At 34.4% G+C, this 23,447-nt stretch carries 19 protein-coding genes; 9 read left to right on the top strand and 10 right to left on the bottom strand.

Features of this window, described 5'->3' with window-relative positions; all coding sequences use genetic code 11:
* Nucleotides 1-18: 18 nt before the first annotated feature.
* From ABD745_RS19025 to ABD745_RS19010, 4 genes are read left to right on the top strand one after another with little or no spacing between them, the layout of a single operon-like run.
* Nucleotides 19-786, top strand: coding sequence for an enoyl-CoA hydratase-related protein (locus ABD745_RS19025; protein ID WP_344833845.1), 768 nt, complete (start codon nucleotides 19-21; stop codon nucleotides 784-786).
* A gap of 47 nt (nucleotides 787-833) precedes the next feature.
* Nucleotides 834-1,256: a deoxycytidylate deaminase gene (locus ABD745_RS19020; protein WP_344833842.1), complete on the top strand. Its 423-nt coding sequence runs from the start codon at nucleotides 834-836 to the stop codon at nucleotides 1,254-1,256.
* 9 nt (nucleotides 1,257-1,265) lie between these two features.
* Nucleotides 1,266-2,180, top strand: coding sequence for a site-specific tyrosine recombinase XerD (gene xerD, locus ABD745_RS19015; protein WP_344833840.1), 915 nt, complete (start codon nucleotides 1,266-1,268; stop codon nucleotides 2,178-2,180).
* Nucleotides 2,177-2,692, top strand: a complete 516-nt coding sequence (locus ABD745_RS19010; RefSeq protein WP_344833838.1) for an NUDIX hydrolase — start codon at nucleotides 2,177-2,179, stop codon at nucleotides 2,690-2,692. Before xerD ends, ABD745_RS19010 begins: the two co-directional genes overlap by 4 nt.
* A 56-nt stretch (nucleotides 2,693-2,748) precedes the next feature.
* Here the strand turns inward: ABD745_RS19010 and ABD745_RS19005 are convergent, their stop codons facing one another.
* The 4 genes from ABD745_RS19005 to ABD745_RS18990 form a co-directional block, all read right to left on the bottom strand.
* Nucleotides 2,749-3,207, bottom strand: coding sequence for a heme-binding domain-containing protein (locus ABD745_RS19005; protein WP_344833835.1), 459 nt, complete (start codon nucleotides 3,205-3,207; stop codon nucleotides 2,749-2,751).
* Nucleotides 3,208-3,209: 2 nt separating this feature from the next.
* The gene (locus ABD745_RS19000; protein WP_344833832.1) at nucleotides 3,210-4,949 is read right to left on the bottom strand and encodes an Ig-like domain-containing domain; all 1,740 of its coding nucleotides are present in this window, start codon (nucleotides 4,947-4,949) and stop codon (nucleotides 3,210-3,212) included.
* Nucleotides 4,950-4,974: 25 nt separating this feature from the next.
* Nucleotides 4,975-6,237 carry a serine hydrolase domain-containing protein gene (locus tag ABD745_RS18995; protein ID WP_344833829.1) on the bottom strand — a complete coding sequence of 421 codons (1,263 nt, stop codon included), beginning with the start codon at nucleotides 6,235-6,237 and terminating at the stop codon, nucleotides 4,975-4,977.
* 223 nt (nucleotides 6,238-6,460) lie between these two features.
* A complete protein-coding gene (locus ABD745_RS18990) occupies nucleotides 6,461-7,390 on the bottom strand; it encodes a 2-hydroxyacid dehydrogenase (RefSeq protein WP_344833826.1) in 930 nt (309 codons plus the stop codon).
* A 95-nt stretch (nucleotides 7,391-7,485) separates the two neighbouring features.
* Between ABD745_RS18990 and ABD745_RS18985 the strand changes: the two genes are divergently transcribed.
* Nucleotides 7,486-7,758 (top strand): DUF1648 domain-containing protein, encoded by a 273-nt coding sequence (locus tag ABD745_RS18985; protein WP_344833823.1) that lies wholly within the window; start codon nucleotides 7,486-7,488, stop codon nucleotides 7,756-7,758.
* Nucleotides 7,759-7,833: 75 nt separating this feature from the next.
* On the opposite strand, the gene ABD745_RS18980 is transcribed toward ABD745_RS18985, so the two are convergent.
* The 4 genes from ABD745_RS18980 to ABD745_RS18965 form a co-directional block, all read right to left on the bottom strand.
* Nucleotides 7,834-8,358, bottom strand: coding sequence for an acyl-CoA thioesterase (locus ABD745_RS18980; protein ID WP_344833821.1), 525 nt, complete (start codon nucleotides 8,356-8,358; stop codon nucleotides 7,834-7,836).
* Nucleotides 8,346-9,113, bottom strand: coding sequence for a hypothetical protein (locus tag ABD745_RS18975; protein WP_344833818.1), 768 nt, complete (start codon nucleotides 9,111-9,113; stop codon nucleotides 8,346-8,348). The genes ABD745_RS18980 and ABD745_RS18975 overlap by 13 nt, the downstream gene beginning before the upstream one ends.
* 328 nt (nucleotides 9,114-9,441) lie before the next feature.
* On the bottom strand, nucleotides 9,442-11,547 hold the full coding sequence (locus tag ABD745_RS18970) for a TonB-dependent receptor (RefSeq protein ID WP_344833816.1): 2,106 nt from the start codon (nucleotides 11,545-11,547) through the stop codon (nucleotides 9,442-9,444).
* Between the two features lie 233 nt (nucleotides 11,548-11,780).
* Entirely contained in the window at nucleotides 11,781-12,551 is a 771-nt protein-coding gene (locus ABD745_RS18965; RefSeq protein WP_344833813.1) for a WG repeat-containing protein, read from the bottom strand.
* Nucleotides 12,552-13,001: 450 nt separating this feature from the next.
* Here ABD745_RS18965 and ABD745_RS18960 point away from each other — a divergent pair, with 450 nt between their 5' ends.
* Together ABD745_RS18960 and ABD745_RS18955 are read left to right on the top strand one after the other, a co-directional pair.
* Nucleotides 13,002-15,782, top strand: coding sequence for a bifunctional aconitate hydratase 2/2-methylisocitrate dehydratase (locus ABD745_RS18960; RefSeq protein ID WP_344833810.1), 2,781 nt, complete (start codon nucleotides 13,002-13,004; stop codon nucleotides 15,780-15,782).
* Between the two features lie 320 nt (nucleotides 15,783-16,102).
* On the top strand, nucleotides 16,103-18,370 hold the full coding sequence (locus ABD745_RS18955; RefSeq protein WP_344833805.1) for an aconitate hydratase: 2,268 nt from the start codon (nucleotides 16,103-16,105) through the stop codon (nucleotides 18,368-18,370).
* 53 nt (nucleotides 18,371-18,423) lie between these two features.
* Here the strand turns inward: ABD745_RS18955 and ABD745_RS18950 are convergent, their stop codons facing one another.
* Complete coding sequence (locus tag ABD745_RS18950) at nucleotides 18,424-19,110, bottom strand: LytR/AlgR family response regulator transcription factor (RefSeq protein ID WP_344833802.1); 687 nt, start codon at nucleotides 19,108-19,110, stop codon at nucleotides 18,424-18,426.
* Nucleotides 19,103-20,113, bottom strand: a complete 1,011-nt coding sequence (locus ABD745_RS18945; protein ID WP_344833799.1) for a sensor histidine kinase — start codon at nucleotides 20,111-20,113, stop codon at nucleotides 19,103-19,105. Before ABD745_RS18945 ends, ABD745_RS18950 begins: the two co-directional genes overlap by 8 nt.
* A 158-nt stretch (nucleotides 20,114-20,271) precedes the next feature.
* Between ABD745_RS18945 and ABD745_RS18940 the strand changes: the two genes are divergently transcribed.
* Nucleotides 20,272-21,111 carry a DUF5694 domain-containing protein gene (locus ABD745_RS18940; RefSeq protein WP_344833797.1) on the top strand — a complete coding sequence of 280 codons (840 nt, stop codon included), beginning with the start codon at nucleotides 20,272-20,274 and terminating at the stop codon, nucleotides 21,109-21,111.
* A gap of 69 nt (nucleotides 21,112-21,180) precedes the next feature.
* Nucleotides 21,181-23,409 (top strand): TonB-dependent receptor domain-containing protein, encoded by a 2,229-nt coding sequence (locus ABD745_RS18935; protein WP_344833795.1) that lies wholly within the window; start codon nucleotides 21,181-21,183, stop codon nucleotides 23,407-23,409.
* Nucleotides 23,410-23,447: the final 38 nt, after the last annotated feature.

The raw sequence follows: 23,447 nt of genomic DNA, 5'->3' as shown, positions 1-23,447 counted from the left end.
AATATTTTAAAGTGAAAAATGAGTTACGAAAATATATTATTAAATAAAGAAGATAAATTATCTATCATTACAATAAACAGACCTGAAAGTTTAAATGCATTAAATGCTCAAACAATCAGGGAAATAAGTTCAGCTTTGGACGAATTGAATTCTGACACATCTTGTAGGGCGATTATCCTTACAGGAAGCGGAGAAAAATCTTTCGTTGCAGGAGCAGACATCAAAGAATTCAGTGATTTTGGACAGGAAAAGGCAGAAGAACTTGCACGAAACGGACAAAACGCTTTATTTAACAAAATTGAAAATATGACCAAACCTGTAATTGCAGCCGTAAACGGTTTCGCTTTAGGAGGTGGTCTTGAGCTTGCAATGGCATGCCACATCAGATATGCATCGGAGAATGCTAAACTGGGACTTCCCGAAGTAACTTTAGGATTAATTCCCGGTTATGGCGGAACTCAAAGACTTCCGAAGCTTGTAGGAAAAGGTATTGCCAACGAAATGATCTTCTCTGCCAAAATGGTTCCCGCTCAGAGAGCAAAAGAAATCGGATTGGTAAATGAAGTATACCCTATTGAAGAATTATTAACCAAAACAACAGAATTAGCAAACGTTATTGCCCACAATTCACCGATGGCAATTTCTAAAGCAATTCATGCTGTGAATTTATCAGATACAGACAAAGGTTTTGAAACCGAAATCAAATATTTCGGAGAGCTTTTTGACTTAGATGATAAAAAAGAAGGAGTTTCTGCGTTTTTAGAAAAAAGAAAACCAAACTTCTAAACTTTACCCTTAATACAAATTATTTCGAAAAAACTTAATGCTGCTGTATGAATAAGTTTGATAAAGCTTATCTAAAAATGGCTCAGGAATGGGCAAAACTATCCTACTGTAAACGAAAGCAGGTAGGAGCTCTTATTGTAAAAGATAGGATGATTATTTCAGATGGTTATAATGGTACTCCTTCGGGGTTTGAAAACTGCTGTGAGGACAATGAAGGCAAAACGCACTGGTATGTGCTGCATGCGGAAGCCAATGCTATTTTAAAACTGGCATCTTCCACGCAATCTGCAAAAGGCGGAACGTTATATTTAACACTGTCTCCATGCAAAGAATGCAGTAAGCTTATTCTCCAGGCAGGAATTGCCAGATTAGTCTACATTAATGAATATTCAGACGATGACGGGATATCATTTTTAAAAAACCATAATATTGAAATAGAGCAAATTTCGGACTGTGAACTAAAAAAATAACACAACAACATGACTTGGGATGAAAAAATTAAGGATTTTGAAATATTTCTTCGCTTTGAAAGAAATTTTTCAGAAAACACTCTCGACGCCTATATTCGAGACATTAAAAAACTAAAAGAATACGCAGTAGAAGATCTGGAAAACGTCGGTCCGGATATTATAGGCTATGAAAATCTGCAGGAATACATCTTCAATCTTTCCAAAAAAAAATTCAGTGAGAGATCTCAGGCAAGATGGATATCTTCGATTAAAGCATTTTTCAAATTCCTTTTGGAGGATGAATATCGTGAAGACAATCCGGCTTCTTTGCTTGAAGGTCCGAAATTGGGTCTGTACTTACCAGATACATTAAGTTTAGTTGATATCAACAAAATTATCAGCGCAATCGAAATAAATTCTGATCTGGGAAGAAGAAATCAGTGTATCATAGAAGTATTATACGGATGCGGACTTCGTGTTTCGGAACTTATCGAACTCAAAATTTCTAACATTAATATCAAAGAACAGTATATCAAAGTAAATGGAAAAGGAAATAAAACCCGTTTCGTACCTTTGGCTGAGTATACCGCAGAATTGCTGAAAGGTTACATTCAGGATACCCGTTCTAAGAATAAAATCAATAAAAAGTACGAGGATACGCTTTTCTTAAATAGCAGAGGAACATCGATGTCCAGAGTCATCGTATTCTTAATTATAAAAGAACTAACAGATAAAGCAGGTGTAAGCAAGAAAATCTCTCCTCACACTTTCAGACATTCTTTTGCCACACATTTGCTGCAAAATGGTGCAGATCTGCGTTATATCCAGGAAATGCTTGGTCATTCCAGTATTACTACAACAGAAATCTACACCCATCTGAAAACAGAGGAACTTCGGGATGTAATCTTGAATTATCACCCCAGAAATATTAATATTGTTCAATGAAAATATTGAAATATTGCCCAAACTGCGGCAAAGAATCTTTACAATGGGATGGCGAAAAGAAATGGAGCTGCCCAAACTGTAACTTCACATTATACAACAACGTTGCCGGAGCAGTAGCCGTGGTAATAAGATATAATGATGAAATTTACCTTACAAGAAGAAACAGAGACCCTAAAAAAGGAAAACTCGATCTTGCCGGAGGATTTGTTGATCCGAAGGAAAGCGCGGAAGAAACGTGCAAAAGAGAGCTTTTTGAGGAACTGCAGCTTGATGTTGATATTTCAAATTTAAAATACTTAACAAGCCTTCCGAATGTATATCAATACAAAGAGATTGATTATAATACGATTGATCTTTTTTATGAATATAATGTTTCTGAAAAATTCGAGGTTAATCTTGAATTAACTGAAATTTCTGAAGCAGTCTGGATTCCGTTAAAAGAATTGAATCTTGAAGATATTGCTTTTGATTCTCAGAAGAAGTTTTTTGAAGAGTATTTGAAGAATATTTAATTCAGAATTAAAAAATCTCCCGCAAGTTGCGGGAGATTTTTTAATTTAAACTTGAATCAATAAGTTTTGGATTTCAGCATTTCTTCAAAATATTTTGTCAGCAGTATTCTTTCTGCATCAGATAAATTGGCTTCTTTGTGATAAACAATATATCCCGACATCGGCATTGTCTTCCCGTGAACTGTTTCAATTGCCTGGCTGAGCATGCTTTCTTTCAACTCTTTGTTATAAGTCCCCCAAATCGAAAAGTTCAGATGTTCTCTTCCTTCATTGATATGGCTTTTCACAGACCACGAAATCGGGGCAATATAAGCGTATTTCGGATAAACCGTTTCATTGGAATGGCAATCGTAGCAGGCACCTTTTATTAATCCCCTTATTTTTTCAGGTGTATTTTTAGCATCTACAAAATTCATTTTATGATCCACAGGTTGATTCACTTTATTGGTCGGAATAAATTGCATTAAAGCAAAGCCAACCACACTCCAGAAAAGTATTTTTTTAAACGTCTTCATTCTTACCTCGTAGGTGATAACATTGCATTATCAGTCTTTAAATCTAGTTTCTTAGTATCTTTTGGAGTATCGGTATTTGTTTTCGGAATATTTAATTTTGAAACATCCAATACTCTGGTATCTTTCAAATCCCAATTTTCATTACTGTCCCAAAGTGGTCTCACAATCGCAGCTTTGTAATAAATATAAGAATCTTCTGCAAAGACATCATTCTGGAAATTGGCCTCATCCCAAAATTTATTTTCATTATTATCAACCAAAATCCTTACAATATATTCACCGGGTTTCAGAATATCAAATTTGACTTCGCTTCCTTTCGTATATTTTTGGAATAAAACTTTATCAGAAGTATCTAAAAGCTGAATCCAATAGCTTGAAGCCGGTGCATTTTGCAAGATAAATTTCAGACTTCCGAAGTTTTCAATTTTATCAACCTCAAAATCAAAACGTTTTGATTGAGAATTTTTAGCGTAAAAAGATGAAACCGTCTCTTTCGGAACTGTCAGCTGATATTTTTTTCCGGAAACAAAATCTGCATTAACCAAAATCTGATAAGGATTCGTTTCTGAAATTTTTGCAGTAAAAGGTATCGTATTGATAGAATCACCACCCACTTTCAAAGTCCATTTATCTGTATTGATTTTATCTAAATAATAATTTGAACTGATCTTAAAGTCTGATTTTGGAGCCAACATTCCGCCTCCATTATCGCTGTTGACATCCATCACGTTTTTCGCATTGTATTTGTAAAACAGAGATGCATTATAAAGAGTATCTTTCTTAAGATCAGCATTATAACCAAATTTCAAATTCTCCGTTACAGTTTGTCCAACATCACTTTTTACAGCATCAAACCAGATTCTTACCGTATCAGATTTTGGAGCATGCGTCACTTTATAATCCTTAAATTTTTCACTTAATGGCTGAACTTTCACATTATTAGGTCTCCCTTCAAAAGTCATGACAATTCCACCCGCAGCTTCCTTCATTTCCAGATATTTCACTGCTTTTTTAGAAGGATATAATTTTAAGTTTAATCCGGAAACAGATTTCTCAACTTCCACAGGATCTTTCTGGAAACCAACCTTTTCTTTACCAGCATCATACATTGAATTCCCATTTTCGTCTTCAAAAGCAATGATTTTATATTTTCCGGGAGCCAGATAATTTAATTCATAATATCCGTCGTCGTCTACTTTTGTGATATAGTAAGGTTTTTGTTTGTAATTGATCGTATCCTTTACCTGATAAAGGCCCACGACAAATTTATTTTCACTTCCTTTTTTAGTAGATAAAGCATCTTTAACCTCTCCGCTGACATAAAGATCATCCAGCTTTTCACCCGTAGAAAATGCAAAATTGTAATATCTTAAAATATTATTCTCATTATTATCTGCAATAGCATTTCCGAAATTAAAATTGTACGTTGTATTTGCCTGTAAAGTATCCGTCCACTGAATCAGAATAAATTTATTGGCAATATTCGAAGGAATAATACGCTTGATATTTTTAATCGGAGGAGAAATACTTAAATTCTTATTGATATCTTTTAATGTCACATATTCATCAAAATCAATGCGCAATTCTTTAATGTCTCTTGGTACATTAATTTTTGTCGTATCAATATTTGAACTTAAAAATTTCGGGGCTAATGTATCTTTCGTTCCACCAACAGGCGAACCCACCCTTGCACAGGACTGCAAAAGAAAGCCGATGACGAATAATAGAAGAAGTCTTTTCATGAACATGTTTACGCAAAAATAAACATTATTCTCCATAAACCTCACTATGTCCGTTCAATGTATCTTTATCATCACTCATAATGCTGTGAAGTTTATCTTTCTGAGGCGGAAAATCCTCAAATAATCCCGATAAAGCCAACGCTGTATATACTCTATTTGAATATTTGTTCCCGATCGCAATAATGGTCACCTTCGATTTTAATAAATGGGCAAAAACAGAGTTTGTTCCGTGCCACCAACCGTTGTGATAGGTTAATTTTTCACCATTATCAAAAATTTTCATTCTGAAACCAAGACCGTAATTATTCATTCCGAATTTTTCGTTGCTGTAAGGTGTGAAAACCATTTCCATTAAATCCGGTTTTAGAAAGTCTTTCGAGAACATTGCTTTTGAGAAATTATACAGATCTCTTGGCGTTGTATACACGTTTTTATCCCCGTAAATTAAATCTAAGCGATCTAAAGGATACAATCTGTTTCCGCCATAATAAAATGATTGAGAAGCCGTCGGAATATCTTTTTCCTGAAAAATGTAAGTATTTTTCATTTTCAAGGGATCAAAAATCATTGCCTTCATTGCCTGCGGAAACGGCATTTTTGTAACTTTTTCGATCAGTAAAGCCAGCATAGCAAAATTTGTGTTGCAGTACATGAAACCCGTGTCTGTATCTCTTGCCAAATCGGGTTTGTATTTAATAATCATATTTAAAACATCCTGATTTGTAATGAAAGTCTTTGAAAGCTCTGCCGGAGCAGGTTGAATTTTTGTAATGAAATATTCGTATTTCGGAAGCCCGCTTCTTTGCGCCAATAATGTTTGAACGGTAACATTCGGGTAAGGAAATCCAGGAAAAAACTGTGTCAGATGATCCGTTAATTTAATTTTTCCGGCTTCTACTAATTTCAGCATTGCCATTGCCGTCAATGTTTTTGAAACGGAAGCTACGTGAAGCGGTGTATTTTTATCAATCGCTTTTTGATTATCTTGTCTCGCAATACCTCTGTAATTTTCGTAAATAATATCGTCGCCTTTTGCCACCAAAATTCCGCCACTCAGATCGCTTCCTTCCCAAACTCTTTTGTAATATTGGTCGATATAACGAACCAAAGATGCTTTGTCAGGAATCTGACTGTCTCCTTTCGTGAAAACATTGCTTAAATCAACATTCCCGTAATTCGGAAGATTGGTCGAATTTTCAGCGACATTTTCTTGAGTTTCAGATTTTTTTTTGCAGGAAAAAAGGAATAAAAAGGCAGATAAAATAAGTATAAAATTACGCATCCTCATGATTTCAAAATGAGCGGCAATTTAATAAAACTCAAAATAAATAGTAAATATTGAGGGTGAATTATGAATTATTTAACATAAAACAGGAAAATCTAGAAAAGGTAAAATTTCAGAATTATGTTGATGCTTCGACAAGCTCAGCATGACACTGCTAAAATACACCGTTAAAAAATAGTATTAGAGAAATGTCATGCTGAGCTTGTCGAAGCATTTTATATTTAAATTAAGCAAACTCCGCCACAATTTTATCAACAATCACCTGCGCCAGTTTTTCTTTACTTTGATGCGTCCAACCAGCGATATGCGGTGTAACAATTACTTTTTCGGATTCTAAAAGATATTTTAAATCTTCATTTTCTACTTCTAAATTTTCAAAAGATGATTTTTCATATTCCAAAACATCAAGACAGGCTCCTTTTACTTTTCCGGCTTTCAGAGCTTCAACCAGACTTTTAGTTTCTATATTTTTTCCTCTTGCGGTATTGACAAAATAGAAGTCATTTTTCATATCAGAAATGAACGGTCCGTCGATCAGATAATACGATTCTTCCGTCAAAGGAATATGTAAACTCAGCACCTCAGCTTTTTCTTTCAATTCATTTAAAGAAACCTGAGTTGCATATTCATCAGAAAGATCAGGCAAAATATCATGGAAAATCACTTTACATCCAAAGCCTGAAAATCTTTTTGCTGTTGCCTTCCCCATATTTCCATAACCAATCAAACCGACAGTTTTCCCTAATAATTCGTCACCTCTGTTTTCTTCACGAAGCCAGATTCCGTTTTTCACTTCCTGAGAAGCGATAAAAAGTCGGTTCATTAAAATTAATAACATCCCGACAACATGCTCTGCTACAGAATCTCTGTTTCCTTCCGGAGAATTAATCAATTGAATTCCCAATTTTTCAGCAACCGGAATATCGATATTTTCCATTCCTGCTCCTACCCTAGCTATAAATTTCAGCTTTTTTGCTTTCTCTAAAAAGTTTTTATCTAAAGGTATTCTACTTCTGATAATAAGTCCGTCATAGTTTTCAATTTTGTTGCAAACTTCATCGTATGAAGACGTGAAATCTTCTTCCAATATAAAGTTTTTTGCTAGAAGCTGTTCAGTAATTAATGGATGATTTTTATCGAGGAGTAAAATTCTCATAGAAGACATAATTCTTATATTTGCTTGTGCAAAGGTAAGATTCAAAGCTATAGAAACAGCCTTTGTGAGATAGAATTTTTCAATTTTTGATTCAAATGAATTTACATAAAATTATTTTCGGCTTTTCAATTTTCTTACTTTTAGTCTATATAATATTATTGATGATAAAATTTCCATCAATTCAGGAAACCATTCCGATTCACTACTCATCAGAAGGTGCAGATGGATTTGGAAGTAAAATATTTCTGTTGCTGAATGTTGGCATTAATGCGATCATTCTATTTTTTATAGGATTAATATTATTTTATCCTCAAAAAGCATTTAGAAATAATCACAATTATCTGGAATCTTCGATAGAAACTCAATAAAAAACCGACAAATATTTTTGTCGGTTATATCTGTAATTGTAACATTAATTTTTTGTGGCCTTTCTTTAAAAGAGATTATTTAGGCTCTTCCTGAAAGAGTTTCTTCAATTCCACAGATTCTGAAGGCTTCATTCTACCGGAAAGGATTAATGATAATTCTTTTCTTCTCAAGGCAGCATCGAATCTTTCTTTTTCAAGTTCTGTTTCCGGCTCCATTTCAGGAATCGGGATTGGCCTGTTGAATTCATCTACTGCAACAAATGTGTAAATCCCTTTGTTGGTTTGTGTTTTTTTACGATTGATAGGATCATCCAGCCAAACATCAACATAAATTTCCATGGATGTAGAAAAGGCTCTGGAAACTTTGGATTCCATCACTACAATTCCTCCTTCCGGAATCGGATGATCGAATGAAACATGATTTACAGACGCCGTCACTACCCTTCTCTCGCAATGTCTTGTTGCGGAAATTGAAGCACATCTGTCCATTCTTGCCAACAATTCGCCGCCGAAAAGATTTCTTAACTGGTTGGTATCATTAGGAAGGACAATATTCGTCATTATCGTCAGAGATTCTGACGCCTTTTTTATTTTTGCCATTTATTATTCTTAGTGTTGTTTGTAGTTACAGGAGTTTTTACACTCTTTTCTACTACAGGTTGAACAGGCTGTTTCACCACTGAATCTTTTTTCAAAGAATCTACAACCGGAGTATGCGCCTGTACTTTCACAGTGTCTTTTTCAATTCTGTGAGTTTTTGTCTGTACAGAAATATTTGTTTTATCGAAAGATTTTTTACCAAAAAGGAGTTCCTGTTGAGAATAAGCGACAAACAAAATTCCCAAAACCGGAATAATAATCAGGAAAACCCAAAGAATAGATTTATTAAATTTATAATCCTTTTCCTTATTTACAGAAACACCTGGTTTCAGATCTTTGTTATTAATATCGGAAATTTTAATCTCTTCCAAACCATAAAAATCAGGATGATCAGACTGTAATCTGTTTCCTTTAAAATGAGTTTCGCCGTCTTCAATAAAAATTACTCCCAAACCTTGAATTTCCAAAGTCTGGTCTGCCTGCAGTTTTTTCTTCCAAAAATCTGTCTGAATCTGCAAATCTGTTTTCGAAGCTTCCAAAGTCATTTGTTTCTGGTTTGCTATAAAGCCTGCCAATTCCTCAGACTGAACTTCGTAATCCGGCACATAAACAATTTTACTGGCAGGAGGAAGAATACTCCCATTTTCGGAATTGATAATTGCTTTGGAATTTTCTAGAGAAAATACCCCAAAATTCGGAACCATCACAGTTCCAAATTGTTTCAAATATTCTAAAATGTAAGCTGAAATATTCATTTGGTCGCAAATTTATGACTTTTTCATGACTTTTAACGAGATTTATTTTTTATGAACAAGACTTTAAACAGTTTTAAATTTTACGAATTATTCAATTTCATGGTATTTGTTCGTTATTTACTGAACAATATCTAAAAAAAGACAAAATCCTAGCCCCGATTGGAGCGGCATCCTTTTTTATTGCGGTCGGAGCGAAGCGGAGACCGTAATAAAAAAGATATAGCAGAAAGCGGGAAATAGCTTCAAAGAAAAAAAAGACTGCCGAAGCAGCCTTAAAAATCTAACTTTACTTTTTACTATAATTTATTTTAAATATAGCCTGATTGATTTACTGAATTTTCCAGCTGATCCCAAACATAAAATTGGTTCCTGCCTGAGAAAAATAGTAAGGTTCGCCGTCGTAAACAGCACCGTTATTGACATACTTTTTATTGAAGATATTATTAACCAATAATTTCAACGCAATGTCATTATTTTTGATTTTAAACTGATATTGAGCATTAAAATCCGTCAAAAGATAGTCTTTCAACTGTAAATTTTTATCTTCTGTGTTATCAAGATATTGTTTTCCAACGTATTGATTCATCAAAGCAAACTGGAAGTTTTTGGTCGGATTGAATTTCAAACCTAAATTTGTGATAATGTCCGGCGAGAATGAAATTTGAGTATTTCCTAAATTTTTAGCCGCATCTTCATTTTCTATTTTAAAATCTAAATTTCTGTTGTTGCTGAAACTTACATTTCCCATAAGTTCCCATTGTTTTGAAAGTTTTGCCAAAGCTCCCAATTCGATTCCGCTTCTGTAGCTTTTCCCTGAATTGGTTCTGATGAAAGCTCCTACATTATTCAGTTCGCCATTCAAAACCAACTGATTAACATAATACATGTAATATAGATTTGCCGTAAATGATACAATTCCGAATTGTCTTTCAAAACCTGCTTCAAAATCGTGAAGTTTTTCCGCTTTTACATCATTGTTTGCCAATAAATCGTCTCTGTTTGGCTCACGATGTGCATGTGCGTAAGAAACAAAGACTTTTCCGTTTCCTATTTTATAATTAACCCCAACTTTTGGATTGAAGAACAGCCAGTTTTTGTCCAGATTTGCACCTTCATCATCTCCTGCAGTGATAATTTTTGTATCATAATCGATATTTCTCAGCTGTAAATCTCCGAAGATTTCGAAATTATGCAGTTTAATCAACGCTTTTGCAAAACCTGCGACTTCATTTTTCACAGAACGGCTTCTGTAATATTCGTGCTCATCAATTTGTGGTAAAAAAACTCCTGTCACATTTCCGAAATGTCTTCCGTAATACTGATTGGCAACAGCTCCAAAATTAACATCCACCATTCCCAGCTTCCCGTAAAGTGTAGAAACTATTCCGTAGAAATCGTTATTCAGCCATTTTTTTCTGATAAAATCCGAATATTCTTCACCATTTACATCAGCCAGATTATATCTCGCAAATGGATCGCCTTGCTTGTAATTTTCGTAATATCCCTTTCCTTTTGTATAATGTAAAGTGGTTTCTAAATTCCATTTATCATTAAACTTCTGTTCCCAAAGCAATTGATAATGATTTTGTCTGTAATTATCGGTTTCATTGTTATAAAAACCAACAATATTTTCCCAGTTTGCATCATAAATAGCTCCGGAATAGTTAAACTTAGGATCTGTTTCCCATGTTTTTCTGTCGATCCCGTTCCAAGCCTGATATGTTTTCTCTTTTCCTCCGAAAGCCATTAAACGAATTCTGGTATTTCCTTCTTCATATAAAGCAGTGAAATTATAAGAATCTAATTTTGATGAAGCCCTGTCGATATACCCGTCAGAATTAATGTGAGTATAACGTCCCATTACAGAAAGTCTGTTGCCCCAGAATTTTCCCGAGCCTATTTCTGCAGAATATTTATAAGTATTGAATGATCCGTAACTGTCGTCTGTTTTAAAATAAAACTTATCTTCCGGATCTTTTGAAAGCACGTTAATACTCGCTCCAAAGGCAGAAACTCCATTATTGGAAGTTCCGACTCCTCTCTGTATAACGATTTGTGAAGCAGAACTCGTCAAATCCGGAACATTCACGAAAAACGTTCCCTGACTTTCAGAATCGTTGTACGGAACACCATTCATCATGACATTAATTCCACTTCCGGAAACTCCACGAATTCTAAAACCTGTATAGCCAACACCATTTCCGGCATCAGAAGTTGAAATTATGGAAGTTTGATTTTTAAGTAAAATCGGTAAATCCTGACCAAGATTTTTGCTGTCAAGATCTTTTGCGACATTGATGATTTCTTTAGCAACAGGAAGTCTTTTGGTAAAATTAACGGCTTCAATCTCTCTTACTTTCAGAGAATCGGTATTTTGAGCTTGTAAAAAAGCAAAAGAGCCAACGGTAAGCCCTAAAAAAAATAATCCTTTCATTCTATAAATCTTTAAAATTTAATGAATAAAAGGGGCGGATTAAATAATGTAACAATTTATTGATTTAGCAGTCTAACAATGCAAATTGGTATATTGTTACACTGTTCCATCGGTACATTTTAAATTCCCTAAACAGCATTACCCGTTCCAGGTTCATTGGGTATAATCTCAGCTTGCTACAGCACCCCTTTATTTCAGCCGCAAAATTACAAAAAATATATAAGCCGAACAATTTAATATGTTTTGTTCTTAGAATCAATATAATAATAGTTCTTCCCATCTTTGGAAACATCAAACATTTTACCCAGTTTCCAGCTGAAATTACGCTTAATATCATTATATTCAAAAGGAATAATGATATTATTATGAACATCAATAACTCCAAATACATTATTTTTAGAAGCAATAATCATGGGATTTAAGACATCATCGCCTTCTAAAATATATAAATATTCGTATTGAGGATAAATTTGGAACTGTTTATAATCCTGAGGATTTTTAAATGTAGCTTTCTCTATAATTCCGTAAAAACCATTCATTGTGTACCCCTGAAACAATTGCTGAATATATTCTTTATGAACACATTGTCCAAGATCCTCCTGTTTAAACTGATAGACTCTTTTACCCTTTTTATCTACTCTATATGATATTTCATTTTTTTCTACCGTTGCATAATCTGCAGTCCCGTATTTTCTGACTTTTTCGTTCGGAGAATTTAAAAGATTACAGTCTTCATAGAAAAAAACAGCAATGTGATATTCCGGTTGAATGATAAATTTTCCTTTTTGATTTGTATAACCGAAATTCCCATCTTTCTTTTTAGGGATTAAAACAGGAAGATCCTTATTAATAATAGGAAGGTCAAGGTTTTTCTTTGTCGTTGCAGAATTCTTTTTAACAGTAGTTTTAGACGTGCTTTTAATGGATAGCTTCTTCACAGATTGAGTCTGAGAAAAAATGGAAATCGAAATAAAAAAACACAAAAATGGAACTACATTTTTCATAATCATCATTTGGATGCAAAAATAGCATTAAAAATAGAAAATATAAAATTCATATTTATAAAGAATCTAAATAATTTCGAGTATAAAAAATATTAAAAATCCGTAAATTTGGGAACATTTTTAAGTGTTTGATAATCTAAAAACGTTTTGGAAATATGTTTTTGGTATTGATATTATCAAAAAGTGTACAAATGTTACCCAAAAGAAAGTTTTTGCAACAAGACAGATCCAAGGTAAAATACTTACACTTTCAGAAAATCATACTCACCTCCAATAAAGCGAACATTATCTCACATTATAAATGAAGTAGATTATGTTGTTACTACTACAGGTCGTTTTTTACGGCAGATTTAAATAATTTTATTGTAATTTGAACACTGTTAAGAAAACCTGACAGTATAAACAACTGTTTTAACCTCTACGTTTAAAATTGAAAAGATTTCTATTATTATGAATATTTATCAGGATTACCTCCAAGAAATTGAAGAAAGAAAAAACCAAGGGCTTCATCCAAAGCCAATTGACAGTGCAGAACTATTAAGTGAAATTATTGCACAAATTAAAGATACAGCTAATGAATACAGGGCTGATTCTCTTAAATTTTTCATTTATAACACTTTGCCGGGAACAACAAGCGCTGCAGGTGTAAAAGCTAAGTTTTTAAAAGAAATCATTCTTGGAGAATCCGTAGTAGAAGAAATAACGCCTGCTTTCGCCTTTGAATTATTATCCCACATGAAAGGTGGTCCTTCAATTGAAGTATTGCTTGATCTGGCTTTGGGCAATGATATAACTATCGCCAAAGAAGCAGCAAACGTTCTTAAAACACAGGTTTTCCTTTATGATGCTGATACAAATCGTCTGAAGGAAGCATTCAATAGCGGTAACGAAATCGCACAAGAAATTGTTGAAAGTTATGCAAAAGCTGAATTTTTCACTAAACTTCCGGAGGTTGCTGAAGAAATTAAAGTTGTTACTTTCATCGCTGGTGAAGGAGATATCTCAACAGATTTACTTTCTCCGGGTAACCAGGCTCACTCAAGATCAGACCGTGAACTTCATGGTAAATGTATGATCACTCCTCAGGCTCAGGAGGAAATTAAAGCTTTACAGGCACAACATCCTGATGCAAGCGTAATGCTTATCGCTGAAAAAGGTACGATGGGTGTTGGTTCATCAAGAATGTCAGGTGTAAACAATGTGGCTTTATGGACAGGTAAACAAGCAAGCCCATACATTCCATTTGTAAATATTGCTCCGATTGTTGGAGGTACAAACGGTATTTCTCCAATTTTCCTTACTACAGTTGATGTAACAGGAGGTATTGGTATCGACCTTAAAAACTGGGTTAAAAAGCTTGATGAAAATGGCAACCCAATTCGTAACGAAGCCGGAGAACCAATTCTTGAAGAAGCTTATTCAGTTGCTACAGGAACAGTTCTTACCATCAATACAAAAACGAAAAAATTGTATAATGGAGATCAGGAATTGATCGACATCTCGAAAGCATTCACTCCTCAGAAAGTTGAATTCATCAAAGCCGGGGGATCTTATGCAATTGTTTTCGGTAAAAAACTACAAACATTTGCTGCGAAACTTTTAGGAATCGAAACTCCCCTTGTTTTTGCTCCTTCAAAAGAAATTTCTCACGAAGGGCAAGGATTAACGGCTGTTGAAAAAATCTTCAACAGAAATGCTGTTGGTGTTACTGAAGGTAAATTATTACACGCTGGTTCTGACGTTCGTGTAGAAGTAAATATTGTTGGTTCTCAGGATACAACAGGTTTAATGACAGCTCAGGAACTTGAATCAATGGCGGCTACAGTGATTTCTCCAATTGTTGACGGTGCTTATCAGTCCGGATGTCACACTGCTTCTGTTTGGGATAAAAAAGCTCAGGCTAATATTCCTAAATTAATGAAATTCATGAACGAATTCGGTTTGATCACAGCTCGTGACCCGAAAGGTGAATATCATGCAATGACAGACGTTATTCACAAAGTTCTTAACGATATTACCATTGACGAGTGGGCGATCATCATCGGTGGTGACTCTCACACAAGAATGTCTAAAGGTGTTGCTTTTGGAGCTGACTCAGGAACTGTTGCTCTTGCTTTAGCGACTGGTGAAGCATCTATGCCGATTCCCGAATCTGTAAAAGTAACATTTAAAGGAAACATGAAAGAACACATGGATTTCCGTGATGTTGTTCATGCAACTCAAGCTCAGATGCTGAAGCAGTTTGGAGGAGAAAACGTATTCCAGGGTAGAATCATTGAGGTTCATATCGGAACGCTTCCTGCAGATCAGGCATTTACATTTACAGACTGGACTGCAGAAATGAAGGCTAAAGCTTCTATCAACATTTCTGAAGATGATACTTTAATCGAGTCATTGGAAATAGCAAAAGGCAGAATTCAGATCATGATCGACAAAGGCATGGATAATCATAATCATGTTCTTCAAGGATTGATTAATAAGGCTAATAAGAGAATTGAGGAGATTAAAACAGGTGATAAACCTGCTCTGACTCCGGATTCTAATGCAAAATATTACGCTGAAGTTGTTGTTGATCTTGATGTAATCGTTGAACCAATGATTGCTGATCCGGATGTAAACAATGATGATGTTTCTAAGAGATATACTCACGATACGATCAGAGCGCTTTCTTATTATGGAGGAGAGAAAAAGGTTGATCTTGGTTTCGTAGGATCTTGTATGGTTCACAAAGGAGATTTGAAAATTGTTTCTCAAATGCTTAGAAACATTGAAAAACAAAAAGGTAAGGTAGAATTCAATGCTCCACTTGTAGTAGCTGCTCCAACATATAACATCATTGACGAATTAAAAGCGGAAGGAGACTGGGAATTCTTAGAAAAATATTCCGGATTCGAGTTTGATGACAATGCTCCTAAAGGTGAAGCACGTGTTGAATACAAAAACATGATGTATCTTGAGCGCCCCGGTTGTAACCTTTGTATGGGTAATCAAGAGAAAGCAGCTAAAGGAGATACTGTATTGGCAACTTCTACCCGTCTTTTCCAAGGAAGAGTGGTTGAAGATTCTGAACGTAAAAAAGGAGAATCTCTATTAGCATCAACTCCGGTTGTTGTTTTATCTGCTATTATCGGAAGAATTCCTAATATTGAAGAATATAAAGCTGCAGTTGAAGGCATTGATCTTACTAAATTCGCTCCACCTATCAAGGAGCTGGTTCAGGTTGGTCACTAATTAGAATTAGACGATAAGTCGAAAGACTGTTTTAAGTTATATAAGAAAGATTTTAGTCCATTGGATTAAAATCTTTCTTTTTTATTTAGAATCTTTCCATTTAAGAGTCATAAGAATTATTTTACCCTATGTCAACGATTCAAAAATTATTTTTTCCTTAACTTGATAGGTATTAAAAATCATAAATATTCATCTTATTTATACCATTTTAATAACGGTAGGAACAGTATTTGATGAATTTTTATTTATGGAAATTTTCCGCATTTAATTTTAAATTAAAGTCCGGAAAAACTTTTTAGAAAAGAAAAATTAAAATAGATATGACTTTCGACATTGACATGATCAAAAAAGTGTACGAGCGTTACCCAGACAGAATTGCTGCGGCAAGACAAATCGTGGGAAAACCTCTTACCCTTTCAGAAAAAATCCTTTATACCCACTTATGGGAAGGTAATGCTACACAAGCATATGAAAGAGGAAACTCTTATGTAGACTTCGCACCGGACAGAGTAGCAATGCAGGATGCAACGGCGCAAATGGCGCTTTTACAATTCATGCAAGCTGGAAAAGCAAAAGTAGCCGTTCCTTCAACGGCTCACGCCGATCACTTGATTCAGGCGAGAGTAGGTGCGCAGGCAGATTTACAGGAAGGTCTTAATAAGAATTCAGAGGTTTTCAACTTCTTGGGTTCTGTTTGTGATAAATATGGAATCGGTTTCTGGAAACCGGGAGCAGGAATCATTCACCAGGTTGTATTAGAAAACTACGCATTCCCGGGAGGAATGATGATCGGAACTGACTCTCACACGGTAAATGCAGGAGGATTAGGAATGGTTGCCATCGGAGTTGGTGGTGCAGATGCCGTAGACGTAATGGCAGGAATGGCTTGGGAGCTTAAAATGCCAAAATTAATCGGTGTAAAATTAACCGGAAAAATGTCTGGCTGGACTTCTGCAAAAGACGTTATCTTAAAAGTTGCAGGAATCCTTACTGTAAAAGGCGGAACAGGATGTATTGTAGAATATTTCGGAGAAGGTGCTCAATCTTTATCCGCAACAGGTAAAGGAACAATCTGTAACATGGGTGCTGAAATCGGAGCTACGACTTCTACTTTCGGATACGATGATTCTATGAGAAGATACCTTGCTTCTACAGGAAGACAGGATGTTGTAGACGCAGCTGATGTTATTGCTGAACACTTAACAGGTGATGCTGAAGTTTATGCAAACCCGGAACAATATTTCGATCAGGTTATTGAAATCAACCTTTCTGAGTTGGCTCCACATTTGAACGGACCTTTCACTCCGGATTTAGCAACTCCCGTTTCTGAATTTAAAGCTAAAGCTGAAGCAAACGGATGGCCAATTGAAGTAGAATGGGCATTGATCGGTTCTTGTACGAACTCTTCTTATGAAGATTTATCAAGAGCGGCTTCTATCGTTGAAGATGCTGTTGCTAAAGGTGTTAAGCCGAAAGCGATCTTAGGAATTAACCCGGGTTCTGAGCAGGTGAAATTCACAGCCGAAAGAGATGGTTTCTTGGATTCTTTCAGAAAATTTGAAAATGCAAGAATCTTTACCAATGCTTGTGGACCTTGTATCGGACAATGGGACAGAGAAGGTGCCGAAAAAGGTGAGAAAAACTCAATTATCCACTCTTTCAACAGAAATTTCGCGAAAAGAGCAGATGGTAATCCAAATACTCACGCATTCGTAGCTTCACCGGAAATGGTAGCTGCCATTGCAATTTCAGGAAGATTAGATTTTAACCCAATCACGGACACATTAACCAATGAATCTGGTGAACAAATAAAATTAAACGAACCTCAAGGTTTTGAATTACCTTCAAAAGGCTTTGCGGTAGATGACAACGGATATCAGGCACCATCTGCGGACGGATCTTCAGTTGTTGTAAAGGTAAGCCCAACTTCAGACAGACTTCAGTTATTGGAAGAATTCCCTGCTTGGGATGGTAAAAATATTACCGGAGCAAGACTTTTAATTAAAGCTTTCGGAAAATGTACAACCGACCACATTTCTATGGCCGGACCTTGGTTGAAATACAGAGGTCACCTTGATAATATTTCAAATAATATGTTGATCGGAGCTGTAAATGCTTTCAACATGGAAACAAACAAGGTAAAAAATGTATTGACGGCAGAATATGGAGAAGTTCCTGCTGTACAGAGAGCATATAAAGCCGCAGGTGTTCCTTCAATCGTTGTCGGAGATCAAAACTATGGTGAAGGTTCTTCAAGAGAACATGCAGCAATGGAACCAAGACATCTTGGTGTAAAAGCAGTATTGGTAAAATCATTCGCAAGAATCCACGAAACAAACCTGAAAAAACAAGGGATGTTAGGAATAACTTTCGCTAATGAAGCAGATTACGACAAAATCTTAGAAGACGATGTAATCAATTTCTTAGATCTTGATCAGTTTGCTCCAGGAAAACAACTGACTTTAGAATTCATTCATTCAGACGGAACTAAAGACATCATCATGGCAAACCATACTTACAATGATCAGCAAATTGATTGGTTTAAGGCTGGTTCTGCATTAAACCTGATTAAGCAACAAGAAAATTAATTGTTAGATTTAATTAATCATAGAAAAAGCAACTTCAAATTGGAGCTGCTTTTTCATTTTATTTTTGTTAAAAGATTCATCCGGAAGCTCTCTCCTATTGGGATTTCCTGATCCGAAACCAAGGTTACTTTTTTTGTTCCTAAGCTTTTAATCTGATTTAGATTAATGATAAACGATTTATGAATTCTCACAAAAGAATTTTCCGGAAGCTGTTGTTCCATCGACTTTAATGTATCCAAAACTATATATTCCTCCTCTCCGGTTCTGATATTTACATAATCTTTGATACTTTCAACATAAAGAATTTCATCGAAATTAATTCTATGCTGCTGTCCCGAAGATTTTACAAAAAAATGAGAATCTTCTTTTCCTTCATTCATTGAAAAACGTTCCTGCGCTTTTAAAGCACTTTTATAAAAACGTTCAAAAGAAATAGGTTTTAAAAGATAATCAACAATATTATGTTCGTAGCCTTCCAAAGCATATTCGGAATAGGCAGTCGTCAAGATATATTTCTGCTTATCACCTAAGATTTTCATGAAATTAATCCCTGTAAGTTCCGGCATTTGGATATCCAGAAAAACAAGATCCGACTCATTATTTTGAATATATTCTAAGGCATCAATCGGATTTTCAGTGGAGAAAATCAATTCAAGAAAAGGAATTTTCTGTACATAACTTTCCAACAGCGAAATCGCTAATGGTTCGTCGTCCACAACAATACATTTAATTTTATTCATTTCGCAAATTGATTTTTAAATCTACAATAAATTCTGTTTCTGAATTTTTTATGTTTAATTCATATTTTTTAGGATATAGAATTTCCAACCGTTTTTTCACATTTTCAATTCCGATCCCCGAAAGTGAATCTTTCATTCTCTCTTTTTTATAATTTAAAAGATAAAAATGTAGAATCTGATTATCATCTGAAAGTTTCATTTCGAAACCTTTATTTCTAAAATCGCCATGTTTAAAAGCATTTTCCACAAAAGGAACCAAAATCATTGGAGAAATATTTAATTTAGGATAATTGATGTTTTTCTCTATAATTAATAATTCCGAATTTTTAATTCTCAACTTTTCAAGAGCCGTTAAACTATCGATATAACCAATTTCTTTATCCAGAGAAATTACATCTTTTTCAAGATCTTTTGTAGTATATCTCAAAAGTTGACTCAATTCTTCAATCGCAGGTAAGGCTTTATCCGAATTCTGATAGACCAAAGAATAAATATTATTCAAAGAATTAAAAATAAAATGTGGATTGATCTGTGTTTTCAAAGCCTGCAATTCGGCATTCTTCTTAGCTTTCACCAATTCTGTTTTTTCTACTTCTGTTTTAATAAAGTATCTAAAAAACCAAAATGTTGTACTAATAAAAATGGTTGTGCTGCTGTAAAAAATATTATCGAAGTAATAATAAATAAATTGAGTTCCCTCCGCATAATTTCTAACCCCGAAAAAGGTCGGCAAAAACCATTCTTCCATAAAATAACGAACGCCGACAAAACAACTTGCACTAAGGAAAAATACAATGACTGATTTGTAAATTTTATCTCCATCAAAGAACTTTGGAACGACCACAAAATAATTAACATAGAAACAAATGATACTTGTGATAAAGAAAGTAATATTAAAGATCGTATTCTTCGAATTAAAAACACAATAAGGAATAAGAACCGCTCCGGTTACATAAATTGCCCAAAAGAAAATATGCAGATAAAGAAGTTTATTGATTTTCATATAGCAAAAATAGATTTTCTAAGAAATTTCAACACTTTTTTTCGACAAACGATTCATTTTTTCCGATGAAAAATGTTTCATACCTCTTCATATTCTGTTTATCGAAATGCTGTTTTATAATAATTCCATGAATGATAATTTTGTCAAAAATCAATCTCATGAAAACATTATTATATACATTTTTGCTTTGTTTATCAACACTACTTTCTGCTCAGAGAAAACCATCAGAATATTTTCCCAATCCAAAAACGAAAGTTTTAGTTGTAGGATCATTTCATTTCGATTATCCTAATCTTGATGCTCATAAAACCGATAAAGATGATCGGGTAGATGTCTTATCGCCAAAAACAGCAAAAGAAGTGACCGAACTTATTAATTATATCAAAAAATTTAGGCCTACAAAAATTGCAATCGAAGCATGGCCAAACTGGAATGCCAATCAAAAATTAAAAGAATATAAAGAAGGTAAGTACGCAGATCAAAGAGATGAACGTTATCAAATTGCGATGCGTATAGCAAAAGAACTAAATCTTACCGAGCTATACAGTATTGATGCAAACTCGGTTTTGAATGATCTGCAGGAAAAATTTGGCAAAAAAGACTCGATGTACTTTAAAAATCTGAGTGCAGATTATGATTTTTTAAGTGATGATCTTATTTCAAAACAGTACAATGCCTTTTTTAAAAGTTCAGAACCGAAAAATTTCAAATCATTATTAGATCTTTTCAAATTCATGAACAGCAAAGAATATCATCAGTATGAATATGGTGCCTATCTAAGTGGGGATTTTAAACTGAGAGAACATGACGGCGCAGATATGCTGGCTTTATATTGGTACGACAGAAATCTGAGAATGTTTAGAAACATCCAGAATATTCCGCATACTTCAGAAGACAGAATACTGGTGATTGCAGGAAACGGTCATGCATCGGTTTTAAGACAATTATTCACCTCATCACCTGAGTTTGCATATACAGAATTCTCTTCATTAAAATAGAACAAGCAAATTCCTTATGTAACAAAAATTCTTTTTCAACGTCTAACTTAGTAGAAGTAGAAAAAAATTATGAAAAAAGCAATTATTGCGTTATCTCTTTTGGGCAGCATATTTACTTTTGCTCAGGAAAATACCAACAATCAAGTCAAGGAAAAACAAATCGAAGGTGTTACTATCACCAAAACTAAAAAAGCCGTTGAACAAAAAGCCGACCGCACGATTTTTGATTTTTCTGAGCAGCCTCAGCTGAATAACGGAAATGTTTTAGAAGGAATTAAAAAACTTCCGGGATTGGTTTCCACAGATATTGCAGGAATGATGTATCAGGGAAAAATCCTTGATGTTTATTTGAACGGAAGACCTTTAAATATTACTTCCAACGAACTGAATTCTTTTCTTGAAGGAATGCCCGCAAACTCAGTAGACAGAATTGAAGTGATCACACAACCCGGCGCAGAATTTCCTGCCACTTCAGGAGGAGCGATCATGAATATTATCACAAACAAAAATGCAAATAAATATTTAACTGCAACGTATTCAGGGAATTATTCTTTTACGAATTATGATAAATTTCGAAGCAGAACAACAAATTCATTAAACTTAAATGCCAGAAATAAGATTTTTGGATGGCAGTTAAACATCGGTCAAAATTATCGTGAAAGCATGCTGAACGGTCAACAGGATGAGTTGCTTACAAGTAATACAAGCAGATACGGACGAGGATATTTTGCAAAATCCGGTTTGACTTTTGATCTTGGACAAGACAGATTGTTACTAAACTACGATATTTATCACAATAATAATGACAACTATACTTTCAGTGATGGTCATGGAGATTTACCTTATCAAAATAATTCCAAAGATTTGAGAGAGGCTTTTTATAATTCTTCTGATGTTGCTCATACCGATAATTTGAGACAGGAAGCCGTTGCAACATATCAAAAACGCTTTGCCGACAAATCTCAAAAACTAGACTTCCAGTTTGGATATACACGTTCCGATAGTAAATTTGCCCAGGATAATTTTTTCCAGGATGGATATTTTACTTTCGCTCCGAATCAGCCAATTAATAGTCCGACGAATGGTTTAAAAGATGTTTTGAATAATAAATCTTTAATGAATATTTTTAATTTCAAAGTAGATTATTCTCAACCCATTAAGCTTTTGGATGGCGGAAAAGTAAATTTCGGAGGATTATATGAAAAACAGGATTATAATACAGAAAGCTTTGGAATCACCAACCTCGATTATCAAAGACAAACTGCTTCAACTTATCTTGAATTTCAGGCTAAACTGAAAAAATTCGACTTTATTTTAGGTTCCAGAGCTGAAAATTATGATATTTCCGGTATTACCCGATTTTATGACAAAAATGGAAATCTGACCCAAGCTGATTTAATTCCTTTTAATAAATTTAAATTATTTCCGAACGCAAGTGTTCAATACAACTTGATGAATCAGGTTTATATTGCTGCTAATTATAACAAAAAAATAAGTTTACCAAGTATTTCTGCGTTGAATCCTAATAACGTAACGTTCTCAGGACCAAGTACGGAAGTAACCGGAAATCCCAATCTGCAACCCACAATTTTTGACAATTATGAATTGAAAATTTCGGCCTTCGATTATGCATTTATCGGATACAGTGTAAGTTCGGCCAATAATCAGGTAGCTCAAATCATCAGGAAAGATGGCAGAAAATTATATAATGAACAGGTGAATATTTCGAACATGAAAATTCATAACTTCAACATTGGACTTCCGATTCCGTTCATGGTTTTCAGTAAACCTTTAAGTGAAATCATGAAGTTTGATTTCAATCCTGACAAGATAAATTTCATGTATTTATATGCCGGTTATCAAAAACATGACATTGATAATCTGAACAATAAAGGTTTCTGGATTTTAAATGCAATGGCGCAGGTTATTTTACCGAAAGACATCAAATTGACGGCAAATTACAGCTATTTAACTCCAAAAGCCGGTTATTTTTATTTTACCGCTGAAAAACCTTTCAATAATTCATTTGATCTTAGTTTAACGAAAAAATTTATGGACAATCGTTTAACGGTTTCTGTTTTTGCAAATGATATTTTCAACGGGCAGGTAATGCAAGTACGTTCTAATCCACCATCGGGAACTCCGGTAGTTATTAGCAGTAAATATGATACGAGAAATTTCGGATTTTCTATTAATTATAAAATTCCGACGAGAAATAAATTAGCAAAAGAAGACGCCAATATTTTGAATCAAACGAAAAAAGAGGATAATAGCGGAGTGATGCAACAGGGGCAATAACAAAAGTATAAATAAACTAAAAACGAGTCAGCAAATAT

It is taken from the genome of Chryseobacterium ginsenosidimutans, from assembly GCF_039536845.1.
GTDB lineage: Bacteria > Bacteroidota > Bacteroidia > Flavobacteriales > Weeksellaceae > Chryseobacterium > Chryseobacterium ginsenosidimutans_B.
This window is presented reverse-complemented; position numbering and strand designations above follow the sequence as displayed.

Excerpts from the sequence above, each read along its gene's own strand:
- ABD745_RS19025 (WP_344833845.1), top strand. The coding sequence starts at position 19 with ATGAGTTACGAAAATATATTATTAAATAAAGAAGATAAATTATCTATC.
- ABD745_RS19020 (WP_344833842.1), top strand. The coding sequence starts at position 834 with ATGAATAAGTTTGATAAAGCTTATCTAAAAATGGCTCAGGAATGGGCA.
- xerD (WP_344833840.1), top strand. The coding sequence starts at position 1,266 with ATGACTTGGGATGAAAAAATTAAGGATTTTGAAATATTTCTTCGCTTT.
- ABD745_RS19010 (WP_344833838.1), top strand. The coding sequence starts at position 2,177 with ATGAAAATATTGAAATATTGCCCAAACTGCGGCAAAGAATCTTTACAA.
- ABD745_RS19005 (WP_344833835.1), bottom strand. The coding sequence starts at position 3,207 with ATGAAGACGTTTAAAAAAATACTTTTCTGGAGTGTGGTTGGCTTTGCT.
- ABD745_RS19000 (WP_344833832.1), bottom strand. The coding sequence starts at position 4,949 with ATGAAAAGACTTCTTCTATTATTCGTCATCGGCTTTCTTTTGCAGTCC.
- ABD745_RS18995 (WP_344833829.1), bottom strand. The coding sequence starts at position 6,237 with ATGAGGATGCGTAATTTTATACTTATTTTATCTGCCTTTTTATTCCTT.
- ABD745_RS18990 (WP_344833826.1), bottom strand. The coding sequence starts at position 7,390 with ATGAGAATTTTACTCCTCGATAAAAATCATCCATTAATTACTGAACAG.
- ABD745_RS18985 (WP_344833823.1), top strand. The coding sequence starts at position 7,486 with ATGAATTTACATAAAATTATTTTCGGCTTTTCAATTTTCTTACTTTTA.
- ABD745_RS18980 (WP_344833821.1), bottom strand. The coding sequence starts at position 8,358 with ATGGCAAAAATAAAAAAGGCGTCAGAATCTCTGACGATAATGACGAAT.
- ABD745_RS18975 (WP_344833818.1), bottom strand. The coding sequence starts at position 9,113 with ATGAATATTTCAGCTTACATTTTAGAATATTTGAAACAATTTGGAACT.
- ABD745_RS18970 (WP_344833816.1), bottom strand. The coding sequence starts at position 11,547 with ATGAAAGGATTATTTTTTTTAGGGCTTACCGTTGGCTCTTTTGCTTTT.
- ABD745_RS18965 (WP_344833813.1), bottom strand. The coding sequence starts at position 12,551 with ATGAAAAATGTAGTTCCATTTTTGTGTTTTTTTATTTCGATTTCCATT.
- ABD745_RS18960 (WP_344833810.1), top strand. The coding sequence starts at position 13,002 with ATGAATATTTATCAGGATTACCTCCAAGAAATTGAAGAAAGAAAAAAC.
- ABD745_RS18955 (WP_344833805.1), top strand. The coding sequence starts at position 16,103 with ATGACTTTCGACATTGACATGATCAAAAAAGTGTACGAGCGTTACCCA.
- ABD745_RS18950 (WP_344833802.1), bottom strand. The coding sequence starts at position 19,110 with ATGAATAAAATTAAATGTATTGTTGTGGACGACGAACCATTAGCGATT.
- ABD745_RS18945 (WP_344833799.1), bottom strand. The coding sequence starts at position 20,113 with ATGAAAATCAATAAACTTCTTTATCTGCATATTTTCTTTTGGGCAATT.
- ABD745_RS18940 (WP_344833797.1), top strand. The coding sequence starts at position 20,272 with ATGAAAACATTATTATATACATTTTTGCTTTGTTTATCAACACTACTT.
- ABD745_RS18935 (WP_344833795.1), top strand. The coding sequence starts at position 21,181 with ATGAAAAAAGCAATTATTGCGTTATCTCTTTTGGGCAGCATATTTACT.